Source organism: Neptunomonas japonica JAMM 1380, assembly GCF_016592555.1.
Classification (GTDB): Bacteria; Pseudomonadota; Gammaproteobacteria; order Pseudomonadales; family Balneatricaceae; genus Neptunomonas; species Neptunomonas japonica_A.
Window position 1 is genome coordinate 2,854,863 of the sequence record NZ_AP014546.1, and the last position, 14,695, is coordinate 2,869,557.

General features: G+C 41.9%; 16 protein-coding genes. 10 read left to right on the forward strand and 6 right to left on the reverse strand.

The genetic code is table 11. The features are described from left to right. Positions 1-4: 4 nt before the first annotated feature. The 3 genes from NEJAP_RS13315 to NEJAP_RS13325 all read left to right on the forward strand — a co-directional run bounded on the left by NEJAP_RS13315 (position 5) and on the right by NEJAP_RS13325 (position 2,389). On the forward strand, positions 5-1,102 hold the full coding sequence (locus NEJAP_RS13315) for an amino acid ABC transporter permease (RefSeq protein ID WP_201347702.1): 1,098 nt from the start codon (positions 5-7) through the stop codon (positions 1,100-1,102). Positions 1,103-1,119: 17 nt separating this feature from the next. Further along, complete coding sequence (locus NEJAP_RS13320; RefSeq protein WP_329610904.1) at positions 1,120-1,890, forward strand: amino acid ABC transporter ATP-binding protein; 771 nt, start codon at positions 1,120-1,122, stop codon at positions 1,888-1,890. 136 nt (positions 1,891-2,026) lie between these two features. Further along, positions 2,027-2,389, forward strand: coding sequence for a HopJ type III effector protein (locus NEJAP_RS13325; RefSeq protein WP_201347703.1), 363 nt, complete (start codon positions 2,027-2,029; stop codon positions 2,387-2,389). Positions 2,390-2,419: 30 nt separating this feature from the next. Here NEJAP_RS13325 and NEJAP_RS13330 read toward each other — a convergent pair whose 3' ends face one another. The 3 genes from NEJAP_RS13330 to dinB form a co-directional block, all read right to left on the reverse strand. Beyond that, positions 2,420-3,979 carry a SulP family inorganic anion transporter gene (locus NEJAP_RS13330; protein WP_201347704.1) on the reverse strand — a complete coding sequence of 520 codons (1,560 nt, stop codon included), beginning with the start codon at positions 3,977-3,979 and terminating at the stop codon, positions 2,420-2,422. 197 nt (positions 3,980-4,176) lie between these two features. After that, positions 4,177-4,734 carry a nucleoside deaminase gene (locus NEJAP_RS13335; RefSeq protein ID WP_201347705.1) on the reverse strand — a complete coding sequence of 186 codons (558 nt, stop codon included), beginning with the start codon at positions 4,732-4,734 and terminating at the stop codon, positions 4,177-4,179. A 60-nt stretch (positions 4,735-4,794) separates the two neighbouring features. Beyond that, positions 4,795-5,850 (reverse strand): DNA polymerase IV, encoded by a 1,056-nt coding sequence (dinB, locus tag NEJAP_RS13340; protein ID WP_201347706.1) that lies wholly within the window; start codon positions 5,848-5,850, stop codon positions 4,795-4,797. A 194-nt stretch (positions 5,851-6,044) separates the two neighbouring features. On the opposite strand from dinB, the gene NEJAP_RS13345 reads away from it, so the two are divergent. Together NEJAP_RS13345 and NEJAP_RS13350 are read left to right on the forward strand one after the other, a co-directional pair. Then, on the forward strand, positions 6,045-7,778 hold the full coding sequence (locus NEJAP_RS13345) for a GNAT family N-acyltransferase (RefSeq protein WP_201347707.1): 1,734 nt from the start codon (positions 6,045-6,047) through the stop codon (positions 7,776-7,778). A 75-nt stretch (positions 7,779-7,853) separates the two neighbouring features. Then, entirely contained in the window at positions 7,854-8,324 is a 471-nt protein-coding gene (locus NEJAP_RS13350; protein WP_201347708.1) for a DnaJ domain-containing protein, read from the forward strand. Here NEJAP_RS13350 and NEJAP_RS13355 read toward each other — a convergent pair whose 3' ends face one another. After that, positions 8,325-9,140, reverse strand: a complete 816-nt coding sequence (locus tag NEJAP_RS13355) for a hypothetical protein (RefSeq protein WP_201347709.1) — start codon at positions 9,138-9,140, stop codon at positions 8,325-8,327. It lies immediately after the preceding gene. A gap of 226 nt (positions 9,141-9,366) precedes the next feature. On the opposite strand from NEJAP_RS13355, the gene NEJAP_RS13360 reads away from it, so the two are divergent. The 5 genes from NEJAP_RS13360 to NEJAP_RS13380 all read left to right on the forward strand — a co-directional run bounded on the left by NEJAP_RS13360 (position 9,367) and on the right by NEJAP_RS13380 (position 13,926). Continuing rightward, positions 9,367-9,960: a TetR/AcrR family transcriptional regulator gene (locus NEJAP_RS13360; protein ID WP_201347710.1), complete on the forward strand. Its 594-nt coding sequence runs from the start codon at positions 9,367-9,369 to the stop codon at positions 9,958-9,960. A gap of 229 nt (positions 9,961-10,189) precedes the next feature. Beyond that, positions 10,190-10,504, forward strand: coding sequence for an EF-hand domain-containing protein (locus NEJAP_RS13365; RefSeq protein WP_201347711.1), 315 nt, complete (start codon positions 10,190-10,192; stop codon positions 10,502-10,504). 105 nt (positions 10,505-10,609) lie between these two features. Then, positions 10,610-11,878, forward strand: coding sequence for a sensor histidine kinase (locus tag NEJAP_RS13370; protein ID WP_201347712.1), 1,269 nt, complete (start codon positions 10,610-10,612; stop codon positions 11,876-11,878). A gap of 158 nt (positions 11,879-12,036) precedes the next feature. Further along, on the forward strand, positions 12,037-12,534 hold the full coding sequence (locus NEJAP_RS13375) for a hypothetical protein (RefSeq protein WP_201347713.1): 498 nt from the start codon (positions 12,037-12,039) through the stop codon (positions 12,532-12,534). A 3-nt stretch (positions 12,535-12,537) separates the two neighbouring features. Further along, a complete protein-coding gene (locus NEJAP_RS13380) occupies positions 12,538-13,926 on the forward strand; it encodes a sigma 54-interacting transcriptional regulator (protein WP_329610905.1) in 1,389 nt (462 codons plus the stop codon). Between the two features lie 2 nt (positions 13,927-13,928). Here NEJAP_RS13380 and ybaK read toward each other — a convergent pair whose 3' ends face one another. Together ybaK and NEJAP_RS13390 are read right to left on the reverse strand one after the other, a co-directional pair. Beyond that, a complete protein-coding gene (ybaK, locus tag NEJAP_RS13385) occupies positions 13,929-14,402 on the reverse strand; it encodes a Cys-tRNA(Pro) deacylase (protein WP_201347714.1) in 474 nt (157 codons plus the stop codon). Further along, on the reverse strand, positions 14,399-14,659 hold the full coding sequence (locus NEJAP_RS13390; RefSeq protein WP_329610906.1) for a DUF3820 family protein: 261 nt from the start codon (positions 14,657-14,659) through the stop codon (positions 14,399-14,401). Before NEJAP_RS13390 ends, ybaK begins: the two co-directional genes overlap by 4 nt. Between the last annotated feature and the right edge of the window lie 36 nt (positions 14,660-14,695).

Sequence of the window (14,695 nt, forward strand, 5' to 3'; positions counted from 1 at the left end):
AAATATGAAATATGATTTAGAACCCACCCTACCAGCACCTCCCAGTACAACAGGAGTATTAGGCTGGCTAAGAAGAAACCTATTTAGTAATGCGACTAACTCAATTGCCACACTCGTTATTGGCTACTTTTTAGTCACATTACTGGGTCCAGCCTTACAATGGACGTTTATAGACTCAGACTGGTTTGGTGATTCTCCTGCAGCCTGCACCAGTGGAGGTGCCTGTTGGGCGTTTATCACTTACCGCATGGACCAATTCATGTACGGGTTTTACCCTGATACTGAATACTGGCGCATAAATGCTACCTTCCTCATCTTTGCTGTTGCTATTGTCTGGCTGGTTGTTGATAAAACACCTTACAAAGGCTATGTCTCAGTATTTGTTCTTTTCATCTACCCTATCATTGCTTTTTACCTGCTTTATGGAGGAAGCTTTGGTTTAGATATTGTTGAGACCCACAAGTGGGGAGGCCTCAGCCTCACACTAGTACTTGCCGTTATAGGTATTGTTGCTGCCATGCCCTTCGGCATACTGCTGGCGCTAGGTCGACGCTCTAACATGCCAATCGTAAAGTCCTTTTCAGTGATTTACATTGAATTTTGGCGCGGCGTTCCGTTGATCACGGTTCTGTTTATGGCTTCAGTCATGCTACCCCTGTTTGTCCCTGAAGAGATCACCTTTGACAAACTATTACGTGCCTTGATCGGCATCATACTTTTCCAATCAGCCTATATGGCAGAGGTTATTCGTGGGGGCCTTCAAGCAATACCTAAAGGCCAATATGAAGCGGCTGACGCATTAGGTTTAGGTTATTGGAAATCGATGTCATTAATCATTCTTCCGCAAGCACTTAAACTGATGATTCCGGGCATCGTGAACACCTTCATTGCTCTGTTCAAAGATACCAGCCTAGTTCTTATCATTGGCTTGTTCGATATCCTAGCGATTGTCCAAGCAGCAAATAGTGACTCTGCTTGGCTAGGATTCTCAACGGAAGGCTATATTTTTGTTGCTTTTGTTTTCTGGGTCTTTTGTTTTGGTATGTCTCGTTATAGCCAAAACCTTGAAAAACGCCTACAAACCGGACACAACACGCGCTAAAAGACGTGGAGATTATTATGAGTACACAAGAAACACACGAAGCATCAGACCAGTTGATGATAGAACTAAAAGAAATGAACAAGTGGTATGGCGATTTTCACGTCTTAAAGAATATAAACCTTCAAGTTAAAAAAGGTGAGCGTATTGTTATCTGCGGCCCTTCTGGCTCAGGAAAATCAACAATGATCCGGTGTATTAACCGACTAGAAGAACACCAAAAAGGTGACATCATTGTTAATGGAATGGAGCTTACGAACGACTTAAAAAACATTGAAAGCATACGTAAAGATGTCGGTATGGTGTTCCAGCATTTCAACCTTTTCCCACACCTCACTGTGCTTGAAAACTGCTGCCTAGCTCCTATCTGGGTCAGGAAGGAGCCGCGTAAACAGGCAGAAGCGGCGGCAATGAAATATTTAGAGCGTGTAAAAATACCGGAACAAGCCTTAAAATACCCTGGGCAATTATCCGGTGGGCAGCAGCAACGTGTTGCCATAGCACGCTCTCTTTGCATGAACCCTGACGTAATGCTTTTTGATGAACCTACATCAGCACTTGATCCAGAAATGATCAAGGAAGTGCTCGATGTAATGATCGAACTGGCAGATGAAGGCGGTATGACTATGTTATGCGTGACTCATGAAATGGGCTTTGCAAAAACAGTTGCCGACCGTGTTATTTTCATGGATGCAGGACAAATTATTGAAGAAAATGAACCTCATGAGTTCTTCAACAACCCGCAACATGAACGCACACAACTATTCCTGAGCCAGATAATCCAGCACTAACCGGGCAACCTTTTTTAAAGGCGACCGTTCGGTCGCTTTTTTTATACCTGTTAACCGTGATTAACAAATCTATCCATGTTACAAACAGCCTTTATTTTCATACAGATAGTTATTAATCATTAACAGTGGAGTTCCTATGACACCTGAAATTTTCATTTCACAACTCATGTCTCAATCTAGCACATCAGAAAAGGGGGGTTTCGAAGACACCATGGCAGTCATCAAGGAGCATTTTGACTATGTGCCCACCGCTTTTACTAACGGTCTAAGTGACAAAAAAGTAGCTAATGATGCAGGTATGAATGAAGGCTCATGCAAAATATTTGCTTTTGGGCAACTATTAGAACTTAGTGAAGAGCAAACATTACGCTGCTTTGGTAGATTTTATCAGGATGTTCTTAACAGCCCTGAAGGTAATGATCACGGTAATATTCGGAACTTTATGTGTGATGGTTGGAAAGGTATTCACTTTGAAGGACAAGCACTCACTCGAAAGTAAGCGCCTGCCTTTAACACAACCGGCTTACAACTATGCGAGTCGGTCGTCTGCAATTTTATAATCGGGGTCTTCTATCAAGTTAATCTCAACCAGACTCCCTGCCTTCTCAAGCAACACAACACATTCTGAACTCAAATGACGTAAGTGCAACGTTTTCCCTGCCGCCATATAACGCTCAGCTACTGCATCAATAGCCTCAATACCCGAATGATCCATTACCTGCGAGTCTTTGAAGTCAATAATAACATCATCAGGATCGCTTTTCGGTTTAAAGTTATCTCTAAAGCTTTGAGCTGACGCAAAAAACAGCGGCCCGTGAGAAAGGTAAACTTTTGTTTTCCCTTCACTTTCAGTCCATGTTTCAAACTCAACATGTTTAGCATGCTTCCAAGCGAACATAAGAGCCGACATGATAACGCCCACCACAACGGCGATAGCCAGATCACTCATGACAGTGACCACTGTAACAGTTAACACGACCAGTAAGTCTGCTTTAGGCACTTTGCCCCACAAACGAAAGCTAGCCCACTCAAACGTTGCTATTACAACAATAAACATCACGCCAACTAATGCAGCGACGGGAATCATCTCGATAAGAGATGCACCTACGACAATAAAAGCAAGCAAGAAGAGGGCTGCGGAAATACCTGATGCGCGACCTCGCCCACCAGAATTAATATTGATCATACTTTGACCAATCATAGCGCAACCACCCATACCGCCAAAGAAACCTGTGACGATATTCGCAACACCCTGGCCCACACACTCTTTATTACCACGCCCACGAGTTTCAGTTACTTCATCAATCAAGGTCAATGTTAGTAAAGATTCAATCAAACCAATCGCAGCTAAAATCACAGCATAAGGTAAGATGATATAAAACGTTTCAAACGTCATTGGTACGCTTGGAATACTAAAAGTAGGTAAACCACCTGCTATCGTAGCATCGGCATTACCTGTCATGTTGGCCAGTACATCCTGGACAGTCCGCGTGTCTAAATCGAGGAAAATGACCAGCAAAGAAACCACTAAAATAGCGGCTAGTGATGATGGAATAGCACGTGTTAATTTTGGTAGAAAATGAATGATCGCCATGGTTAAAGCAACGAGCCCTAACATCATGCCCATTTCACTGCCCTGCAGCCATTGAAACGCTCCTGTTTCATCAGCAAACTTAAACTGCTTCATCTGCGCTAAGAAGATAACGATGGCAAGACCGTTTACAAAACCCAGCATAACGGGGTGAGGTACTAAGCGGATAAACTTCCCTAACCGGAACGCCCCTGCAAGCATTTGTAAAATACCCATTAACACCACAGTAGCAAACAGATACTCAACGCCATGCTGAGCAACCAAACTTACCATAACAACAGCAAGAGCCCCTGTGGCACCCGAAATCATCCCTGGGCGGCCACCGATAGTTGCAGTAATTAAACCAATAAGAAATGCTGCATATAGCCCCACCAAAGGCTCGACGCCGGCAACAAAGGCAAAGGCAACGGCTTCAGGCACCAACGCCAGAGACACAGTTAACCCAGAAAGCACATCGTTTTTCATACTTTGAGTTTTAGATACGAGCAGTTGAAACATTCATAGCCCCGATTGAATTTTGAAGGGATGTTTGAAATTAAAAATAATTTCTAGGGAAATTTAAAAGGCGCAAATTTTAACAGAAATGCACAGCACTGTCAGAAAAGACTCAGCCATATACAGCATCTAAAAGCATTAGACTTACATAAAATCATGACAACTTAATGGCAACCACTTAACGTTGCTGCAAAGTAGAGTTACGCATCGCTACCGCGTTGTTGTAATAGAGCCGCGCGCAAATAGACAAGGTTATGCTGAGAAAGCTTCTTCGCTAACTGGCGTAACTCAGAGCTCACATGCGCATGGTAAAACGACTGCAGGCTTGCTAAGTTTTGCCAGGCAGGAGGCATACGGCTCATGTGGCTCACCATACCGCCTGCAGCGTCCTCTACTAGGTACTTAACTACACCAATACCACTCAGCAATATCCGGGATAGGCACATAGGACAAGGCTCCAAAGATACGACTAACTTCAGTAAAGCCGGTGGGTGCTCTTTTATAAAATAGGCCTCATACTGATCAAGCACTCTCATCTCTGCATGCGCGGAAGAGCAAAACTGAGTAGAAAAGACAACATTCTTTTCTTCTACCAAGACCTGACCATCAGCATCTAACAACACAGCACCCACGCCGTAATTTCCTGATTGCAGTGCAGCCAACGCTAATTCACAACAACGAAAGCCAGCTTCTTCATCACGAAACTGTGGATTAATCTGATATTCTTTTACAAGTTTAATCAGTTCATCAAACTCCATTATCTCTACCTTACTTCTTAGTCATCCCCACTCTAAATGTCACAACGCGCATATGAGAACTTAAGACCAGAGATCTAGCTGCTGTAGCGACTCGTCTTCTTGATCTTTTAAGCGAAAACCAACACCGAGTAGCCTGACAGGTTTATTCACCCGTTGGTAGCCTTGGCTCATAAGAGCTGACCATAGCTCTTCATTATGTATTAAAGAACGATGTTCAATGGTTGTTTGGCTAAAATCATTAAATTTAAGTTTAACGAACAAGCCTTGCATTGACCTTTGCTGCTTAAGCTTACCGAAGCGCTGCAGTAATTCATCACTTAAAGCAGGTATATGAGATAAACACTCATCCAAGGAAAGAAGGTCACTTGCAAAAGTATGTTCAACACTAATAGACTTCCTTACCCTGTCTGTAATGATCTCACGCTCGTCAATACCGCGACTCAATTCATAAAGCCTTTGTCCGAAACGACCAAAACTTTCAGTTAACTGGGCGATTGAAAGCTCTCTCAAATCACCACACGTTTGCACATTAATTGATTTGAGTTTCTCAGCAGTTTTGCGCCCTACCCCAAAAAGCTTTCCAACCGGTAAAGCCTGCACAAAACGGTCTACCTCGCTGGGTGTTATGACGAATATACCATTGGGTTTATTCCAATCACTGGCTATTTTAGCTAGAAACTTATTAGGGGCAACACCTGCTGAAATAGTGATGCCCGTTTCATTAACGACTCTTTCGCGTAACATCTGCGCTATACGCGTCGCACTCCCTTGGTGCTCTTTACTGTCAGTCACATCCAAATACGCTTCGTCTAAAGATAAGGGCTCAATACAACTTGAGACGTCACGATAAATGGCCATAATTTGGGCCGATACGTGTCGGTATTTTTCCATCCGCCCAGGAATAACCGTCAATGCGGGGCAAAGTTTAAGCGCATGAGCAGTGGCCATAGCAGAACGAACACCGTACGCACGTGCAGGGTAGTTACATGTCGCTATTACCCCTCGCCTATCCGCACGTCCACCAATCGCTAGTGGAATATCTGTATATTCAGGATTGTCGCGCATTTCGACAGCTGCAAAAAAGCAGTCACAATCACAGTGAATAATTTTTCTCATATATTTTCACACAATGCCGCACATAAGCTGTATATAAAAACAGTATAACTAAAACATTACATACAGCCTAGTACCCGCTATATGAACTAGGTCAACATGGCTCTTACGTCACACTTTTGTCATTATCTCGTCAAATAATTGCCACATAACTGCCATATTATTTTCTACATATTGTTTATTGACAGGATCACAATGTGATTAATGTAGAACGAGTATTGACTCATAAATACCCTGCTTTCTCTGAAAAGCCTGCACCCTTTCGCCGTTCAGCAGTTTATTGCTTACGTCGTTTAGTTCATGAAGATGAAATCAATACTTTCTTAACTCAAAACCAAGGAGCTACAGGTTTTGAATTTGTTGACAAAGTGTTAGATTATTTTAATTTCAGCTACAGCCTCAGTCATGCCGATAGGATGAACATCCCATCGTCAGGCCGCGTCGTTATTGTTGCTAACCATCCTTTAGGTGCTTTAGATGGCTTAGCCCTACTGAAGCTTATTGGTGAAATTCGTCGTGATGTGCGCATTGTTGCTAATGATGTATTGAGTAATTTTGAACAACTCAATTCGCTATTCTTGCCCGTTGATAATTTAGGTAAAAGCACTCGAAAAAATGATATTGAACGTATTACCGATTCGCTGCAAAACGAAGAAGCAGTGATTGTCTTTCCTGCGGGGGAAGTGTCTAGAGCCGGTATGACAGGTATTAAAGACGGAAAATGGAATAGTGGCTTTTTACGCTTTGCACGTAAAGCAAACGCGCCCGTTTTACCTGTTTATTTAGGTGGTAAAAACTCCCCTCTCTTTTACGGCATGTCGTATATTAACAAGTCATTATCAGCGTTGCTTTTACCCAGAGAGATGTTCAATAAACAATCGGTCATCATTCCGATTCGTATAGGCCAAGCAATTCCATATAGCCACATAGATGCCGTTCCTTTATCTACCGCCGAAAAAACCAAACTTTTACGTAAACACTTATACCGCATCGCAAAACGAAAAAGCCCTCTATTTATCACAGAAAAAACCATTGCTCACCCACAAGACAGGCGCGTACTAAAACAAGAGCTCAGATCATCAGAGCTTTTGGGTGAAACGGCTGATGGAAAAAAAATATACCTATTTGACTACCGCCCTGACTCAGCTGTTATGCAAGAAGTAGGAAGATTACGAGAAATATCTTTTCGCTGTGTAGGCGAAGGCACTGGAGAGAACAAAGACTTAGATAAGTATGATCGCTACTACCGACACCTAATTTTATGGGACGAGGAAGATCTTGAAATCGCAGGAGCATACCGGTTGGCAGAAGCACACAAACTCATTCATGACTCTGGGAGCCCCCTCTATAGTGAAACGCTGTTTCAGTACAATCACACGATGACACCCTATTTTGAGCAAGGAATAGAGCTAGGGCGTAGCTTTGTACAACCTCGTTACTGGGGAAGACGAAGTTTAGATTACCTATGGTACGGTATCGGCGCATACTTAAAGAAACACCCTGAGGTACGCTATATGTTTGGCCCAGTAAGCCTAAGTAATAGCTACCCAAAACCCGCAAAAGATATGCTGGTCTGGTTTTACCAGCATTATTTTGGCGCCAGTGAGCAGCTGGCAAAAGCAAACATGCCTTATAAGTTATCAGACGAAGAAACAGACAACTTACATACCCTGTTTTCTGGTAACGACTACAAGTCTGATTTTAAAATTCTCAAAGAGCAACTGGATTATTTAGGTGTATCAGTCCCCACACTTTATAAACAGTACAGTGAGCTTTGTTCTGCTGGCGGTGTTTGCTTTATGGATTTTGGAATTGATGCTGATTTTAACTATTGCGTCGATGGCTTAGTAATGGTCGATATGCATTTTGTTAAAGATAAAAAATACCAACGCTATGTAGGCGGCCAACTACCTGCACATGAAAACCATTAACTACATCAGCAAAAACTTCCCTAAGCGAGCACTGCGCGATATTCTGTAATAACTATTCGAATCACTGAGTGCATAATGAGCCCTGTAGTTATTATCATTTTAGGAACAATTCTGATCACAGGAATGCTCTGGATAAGAGCATTACCTGCACAGCGACGCAGTTTTGCTCTTTTTAAATTAGTAGTTTTGCTCTTAATAGCCATCATTGTGATTTTAACAATCACAGGACGTCTTCCTTGGATGGGCGCATTACTGGCCAGTTTTTTTCTTCTCTTCAAAAAATACAACCTGATCTTCAGGGCAATACCTTTTCTACAACACTTCTTCAAAAAAACCAATCAACACCAAAATGGGAGTCCAAAAAGCCGTTCAAAGATGACTCGCCAGGATGCACTAAACATTCTCGGATTAATTGAAGGCTGTACTAAGGAAGATATTATTAAGGCGCACAGAAAACTCATGCAAAAACTTCACCCCGATCAAGGTGGCAACGACTATCTAGCAGCTCAAATTAATGAGGCTAGAAGCTTACTCCTAGAGAAGTAATTACTCTGAGCGTTTAAGTGAAAGACCCGCTCGTCCAAACGTAGCCGAGAAACCTTCTTGCACAAATTCACCAGAGCGCGCTCTTCTCAACAACAAAACTGATTCCTGCTTATGGCCGTCCTGCTGTGTAAAATGAAGCATTAACTTGTCACTGCTTTTCCATTGCCATGTTCCCTGCATAACAATAAGTGATTGGCCATTACGATAATCCAGCAGCATAGATGCAGCATTATCAGGAAGTAAGTCCAATACAACAAATGCTTCATTATCAGTCAAAACATTACTATAGCGGCCCAATAAAGCTCGATTAGTTAAATTCCCCTGCCGAGCACAACCTTGAAAAGACTTATCATCCAACAACATACTTGCGCTCCAACGATACCAAATATTCAGAGCATCAGTACATGATTGATCATGTAGCTCTAAACGAAAAGAGTGAGACTGACCGTTAGTATTTTCAAGTGAACTTTCCCAAAGGCCTTGAATACCTGCGTATGCATCTATGGGGAAATTTAATGTTTGTAATGTCTCATAAGACTGAACACGAACACGATCAGGTAAAATATCTGCTAGCCATGGAGGGTTCACCCCTTGCGCGCGAAAGCGAATTGTAGATAAATTAACATGGCACATTTTGCTGCCACCACCGGCAATCATCACATCATCAACTCGCCATACTAAATCAACACCCTGCTCAGCTTTTACTTCCATATAGACAGGAAGTTCCACACTTGATGACTGGGCAGTAAATCGTTTAGCTAATAACCCTCGAGAGTCATTTAAGCGACGGCGTTCTTGGCTATAACAAGGCGTCATTATAAATCCACCAGGGCCTTTACTAACTACTCCTCTTACAAACTCGACCTCAGTGTTTTTAGGCTTTATACCAAGGGAATCTATACAGCCTGACAAAAAAGCAGTAAAAATACATAAAGCAGCAAACTTATTTATTCCATGCATGGTTGACGGAACCCTTTCTATGTACCATAACTTAGTATTAAGGATTTTTTCTAACACGCTACTAACTCAGGGACCATGATAAATGGCAAGACCAGCAGAGTTTGATAGAAGCGAAGTACTCAATAAAGCCATGGAGGTTTTTTGGCGCACAGGGTATAACGCCACATCGGTTACTGATCTTGTGCATGCTACGAGTCTTAAACCAGGATCTCTATATGGGGCATTCAATAGTAAACGTGGACTCTTCCTTGAAGTTATCGATAATTACGCGAACCGCAGCTTAACACGCATCAGCGAGTGCATGGAACAATCGGATTCTGCCATCGATGCTATTGCACATTTTTTTTCCCGCATATGCAAAGAAATAGAGTGCGATGAAATAGGTAGAGGTTGTCTAATGGTAAATACTCTTCTAGAACTCGCCACAGAAGACGACGACATTAGAATTAAGATCACTGAGTACTTAAACCGTATAGAGCACTACTTTTATCTTTCACTTGAAAATGCCCGGCTACAAGGTGAAATAAAATCAGATACCGACTGTGATAGCTTAGCCAAAATGTTAATGACTGGAATTTGGGGCCTACGCGTCATGAGCACCACACGACCAGATCCTGTTATCTACACAGGTATCATTGGCCATTTGCTCGCCTCACTTGAAAGAGCTAAGTACTAAAAAATTAAAACGTCCTTTTTAAGAGACAATATAAGTTATTGTTATATATAGACATTTAAACACACTGCCCGCAAAAGACTCTTATTGGAGACACTTTTAACCATACAGCTTTAAGATTTTTCTTTAAACCCACCAAAAACACTGCTAAGAGATTGATAAATAACAACTAACTAACATCAGGCATAATATCTGCTATCTCTGCTATAACTTTACAGGCGGAGATCCTTCTATGCGTTTAATTATTGCCCTTATCATCTCGTTCATGACAACCTTGCCACTCTTAGCTGAATCTTCGCAAGTACACCGAACACCTCCACAAGAGTACCTAAACCCGGATGTGCTTTTGAAAAGCCTAGATAGTAATAATGATGGTCGCTTAAATTATCTAGAAGCGATGGCTGATAGCGAAATTTCTGATCGTTTTCTTCAAATGGATACAAATAAAAATGGCTTTCTGAGCCTTAATGAGTTGTCAGTACCAAAGAAAATGGATGCTAACCAACTGAAAGTATTACTTACTTTCGCCTCGCTTCAATGCATTTAGAGAAAGAGAAAGCACATAGATAACACTATTAAACGCCTACTTACTTAACCTAGGACTAAAAATTAAGGATAATCAGAACATCAATAGTACAGAGAACAAGGTAATATGACGCTCCTCACACGAGCCTTGCAGCTTCGCTCACTAAAACAATGGGTGTTTATTGCCTTCTTTCTGGTTAATGTGCCTATCGGCTTCATGCTGTATAAAAGTAGCATGGTTCTAGAAAGCCAACTACAACAGAGTTATAGGCTAGCGCAAATCTCGCTCGAGCTCAGTCAGCAAAATAACTCACTCGAACGTTTAGCTGAAGACATTGTTCGTGCTGCAACGCAATTTCGTATTATCAAGAAACCAGAGATACAAGAGCGTTTAACTGAACAGGTTGAAAGGTTCAATAATCATCTATCAATTCAAATGTTCATTACCGAACAAAATCAAAGGCAACAGAAGTTTCAAAGTCTATTTACGGCTATCCAAAAAGACCCTTTAGATGAAACAATTAACGAGTTACCACAACTTACTCGCGAGCTGGCTGAAGAGAGCTTTAACAAAGCAGGTATTGAGTTAGCCAACCTGCAAGAACAAGCACGCATAACAAGAGAAAACCTTTGGCTGCAAACCGCTTTCTTAGCTGTGGCAACATTCTTGCTTATGCTGTTTTTTTCAAGCGCCATTACTCGACCAATAACAAAGCTTACAAGTCGCATAGAAGCTATAGGACGCAGGGAAAACTTACCCAAAAACCCAATAAGTGGGCCAAAAGAAATTGTTCAATTAAATAATCAACTCCTTTGGCTAGATCAACATTTACTGCAACTAGAACGATTAAAAAGAGAATTTATTCAACATATTTCCCATGAGCTAAAAACACCACTAACAACATTGCGTGAGGGTGCAGACTTGCTCGCTGAAGAGGTGCCAGGCACACTCAATGATCGTCAGCATCATGTTGTATCACTTCTTCAAAGTAGCAGTATTAACTTACAAAAGTTAATTGAACAACTACTGGATTACAACAAGTTACAACAAGCTCACACTTTAAAAATTCAGCATGTGGATATTCGCAGCATAATAATGAAAGCGATTACTCCGTTACAGCTGCTCATCTCTGAGAAGTCGATAACACTGACGCTCCCAAAGACATCTCTAGTTGTGCAACTCGACCCTGATATGCTGCACCGAGTACTAGGCAACTTAGTTTCTAATGCTATTTACTATACCGACAAGGATGGACATGTCACAATTGACGCTTATGCATCTGAAAAGCAGTTAATCATTGATGTCGAGAATAATGGTTCTGAAATTTCTGCAACCGATGCAAAAAATATTTTTGAGCCTTTTTATCAAGGAAAAAGAAACGCTCAGGTCCATTAAAAGGTTCCGGTATAGGGTTAAGTATTGCCATGGAGGCAAGTAAAGCCATGCATGGCGAACTCAACCTAAGAACAAACAGAGAAGGTGAAATAGTTTTTCGCCTAGAACTACCTTTAAAACCCGTATAATTTCATTATCGTTTTGAACAAGTTACCTATATGACTAAGCACTTTTTATTAACATTTTCTCTACTTTTTTTAGGTGGCTGTCATCCATTGACTAAACTTGCTCAGCCAACCCAAGCACCTCAACCTAACTGTTTTTTACCAGAAACCGCGCTAAACCAGTTTTTGGAAGATGAACACCAATTCATCACAGCGAATACGGCACAACAGAAATTAATTTTAGATGCATCTAAAGACTCTCTTGAACGACAAGCAAATATACTCAGCATTACAAGGAATAAAGCAACATTAGAACAGTCACTTCCCCTGTTCGCACAAATCCCACTACTACCTAATAAATCTTGCACTGCAGACCGTTATCTTTATCTAAGGTTCAGGCAGGTTCAGGCAAACTTAGCCGCACTTGAAGAGAAAGACTTTATTACTGCTCGGTTAAACACTGCAAAGCTCACTATAGAAAAGCAACAGCAGCAAATTGATGCTCTCACTCAGATTGAACAAGCCATTACCCGTCAACGTGAGGAACCTTAAATCATGACGCAACTTTCACGAGTCCTTTTAGTCGATGACGACAATGGTGTGCTATCTCTACTAACCATGCGCCTAGAAGCATCGGGTTATCAGGTGCTTTCAGCCTCAAGCGGCGAAGAAGCATTGCGTCTATTGCCTACTGAACGTATAGATTTAGTTCTGACTGACCTATGCATGGATGAAATGAATGGTCTTGACCTTTTTAAGCATGTGCAACAAAACTGGCCTGGACTACCTGTCATTATCATTACTGCCCACGGTTCTATTCCAGAAGCGGTAGCGGCAACTCAACAAGGTGTGTTTGGCTTTTTAACTAAACCTATCGATAAGACACAGTTACTCGATACAGTAAAAGCGGCACTTGTTTCGGCTGAGCGGCGCCGAAATACCAAATGGCGCGATGATATAATCACCAAAAGCCCAGTCATGCTTCAGCTACTAGACCAAGCACACCGAGTTGCCGAATCTGATGTGAGCGTCCTTATCACAGGCCCCAGTGGTAGCGGAAAAGAATTAATGGCCCGGGCTATCCACCAAGCGAGCCAGCGAGCCAATAATAAGTTTATAGCAATAAACTGTGGTGCCTTACCTGAACAATTACTTGAATCTGAGCTTTTTGGACATACAAAAGGCTCCTTTACTGGTGCTATTTCAAACCACCAAGGCCTCTTCCAAGCAGCTGATGGCGGCACGCTTTTTCTTGATGAAATAGGTGATATGCCACAGCCGTTGCAGGTAAAACTACTCAGGGTATTACAAGAAAGAGTTATTCGCCCAGTAGGGTCAGTCGATAATATCAAAATTGATGTGCGTATTATCTCCGCAACTCATCGTAACTTGGATCAAGCGATGCAGAGTGAAGATTTTCGAGAGGATTTATACTACCGCTTGAATGTCGTTAACATCGAGCTACCGCCTTTAAGAGACCGACCAGAAGATATTCCTGTATTAGCAAGACACTTTCTTGCTAAAGCAACACACCAACACAACCGTAAAGTACGAAATATTTCACCAGGAGCCCTACATTTATTGGCCCAAGCAGCTTGGCCTGGTAATGTAAGGCAGCTTCAAAATGTTATGGAAAAAGTGGTTGCTCTAAGTGCGAGCCCAGTCATATCAGAGGGCCTAGTTGCAAATGCTCTGTCTAATCAAGACCTTGTCATACCATCTTTCAACGAAGCTCGGGCTGATTTTGAAAAGCGCTACTTAATTAAGTTAATGCAAGTTACTGAAGGTAATGTGACACACGCGGCTCGTATTGCTCAACGAAATAGAACCGACTTTTATAAACTTCTTCATAGACATAACATCGAAGCAGCGGAATATAAACCAGCAGCTATTGCCGCCGTTCAAGCCCAAGCTGATTTAATCAAGTCTCGTCAAGCCAGTTAATTTTAACGACTGATATTAGCAAACCTAGCAGATGTCAGGATGGCAAGATCGCCTGCTGACATCTCAATCTCTAGGCCTCTTCTTCCAGCACTCATAAATATACTTTCATAACTATTTGCCGACTCATCAATCACCGTCGGTAGCACTCTTTTTTGCCCCAGTGGGCTGATACCTCCTGCTATATAACCCGTAATACGTTCAGCAGCCACAACCTCAGCCATCACAACCTTCTTCACTTTCAAAGCGGCGGCCATTGCTTTTATATTAAGTTGCCCACTCACAGGAACAACAGCTACCGCGAGCTTCTTCTGATCCCCTTCTACTGCTACCAACAAAGTCTTAAACACTTGAGCTGAGTCCTGATTCAATAGCTCAGCCGCTTCTTCACCATAGGAGCTACTTGAAGGATTATGCTGATATTCATGCAGTTTATAAAAAACCTTTGCTTTTTTTACAATATTAATCGCAGGCGTCATAATTTTTTCTCAGATGAGAAACCCTCATGCCTTGATGACGGCTCTTTCAATGGCTGCAATAAATACTCCAGTCCATTGAGCTTAATTTCATATAATGTACGTAACAAGTCACCTAGTTCCCCAGATGGAAACCCTTTCTTTTCAAACCAACATATATAAGGTTCGGGAAGGTCGACTAAGATTCGTCCAGCATATTTCCCGAAGGGCATTTTCATTGTTGCCAGCTTTTTAAGCTGTTGAGGTTGAAAAGACATCATAAGTTGTATCGTTGCCATCCATTAATTTTGAGTACA

What these genes read in the sequence shown, in the direction of transcription:
- NEJAP_RS13315 (WP_201347702.1), top strand. Translation starts at nt 5, where the DNA reads ATGAAATATGATTTAGAACCCACCCTACCAGCACCTCCCAGTACAACA.
- NEJAP_RS13320 (WP_329610904.1), top strand. Translation starts at nt 1,120, where the DNA reads ATGAGTACACAAGAAACACACGAAGCATCAGACCAGTTGATGATAGAA.
- NEJAP_RS13325 (WP_201347703.1), top strand. Translation starts at nt 2,027, where the DNA reads ATGACACCTGAAATTTTCATTTCACAACTCATGTCTCAATCTAGCACA.
- NEJAP_RS13330 (WP_201347704.1), bottom strand. Translation starts at nt 3,979, where the DNA reads ATGTTTCAACTGCTCGTATCTAAAACTCAAAGTATGAAAAACGATGTG.
- NEJAP_RS13335 (WP_201347705.1), bottom strand. Translation starts at nt 4,734, where the DNA reads ATGGAGTTTGATGAACTGATTAAACTTGTAAAAGAATATCAGATTAAT.
- dinB (WP_201347706.1), bottom strand. Translation starts at nt 5,850, where the DNA reads ATGAGAAAAATTATTCACTGTGATTGTGACTGCTTTTTTGCAGCTGTC.
- NEJAP_RS13350 (WP_201347708.1), top strand. Translation starts at nt 7,854, where the DNA reads ATGAGCCCTGTAGTTATTATCATTTTAGGAACAATTCTGATCACAGGA.
- NEJAP_RS13355 (WP_201347709.1), bottom strand. Translation starts at nt 9,140, where the DNA reads ATGACGCCTTGTTATAGCCAAGAACGCCGTCGCTTAAATGACTCTCGA.
- NEJAP_RS13360 (WP_201347710.1), top strand. Translation starts at nt 9,367, where the DNA reads ATGGCAAGACCAGCAGAGTTTGATAGAAGCGAAGTACTCAATAAAGCC.
- NEJAP_RS13365 (WP_201347711.1), top strand. Translation starts at nt 10,190, where the DNA reads ATGCGTTTAATTATTGCCCTTATCATCTCGTTCATGACAACCTTGCCA.
- NEJAP_RS13370 (WP_201347712.1), top strand. Translation starts at nt 10,610, where the DNA reads ATGACGCTCCTCACACGAGCCTTGCAGCTTCGCTCACTAAAACAATGG.
- NEJAP_RS13375 (WP_201347713.1), top strand. Translation starts at nt 12,037, where the DNA reads ATGACTAAGCACTTTTTATTAACATTTTCTCTACTTTTTTTAGGTGGC.
- NEJAP_RS13380 (WP_329610905.1), top strand. Translation starts at nt 12,538, where the DNA reads ATGACGCAACTTTCACGAGTCCTTTTAGTCGATGACGACAATGGTGTG.
- ybaK (WP_201347714.1), bottom strand. Translation starts at nt 14,402, where the DNA reads ATGACGCCTGCGATTAATATTGTAAAAAAAGCAAAGGTTTTTTATAAA.
- NEJAP_RS13390 (WP_329610906.1), bottom strand. Translation starts at nt 14,659, where the DNA reads ATGATGTCTTTTCAACCTCAACAGCTTAAAAAGCTGGCAACAATGAAA.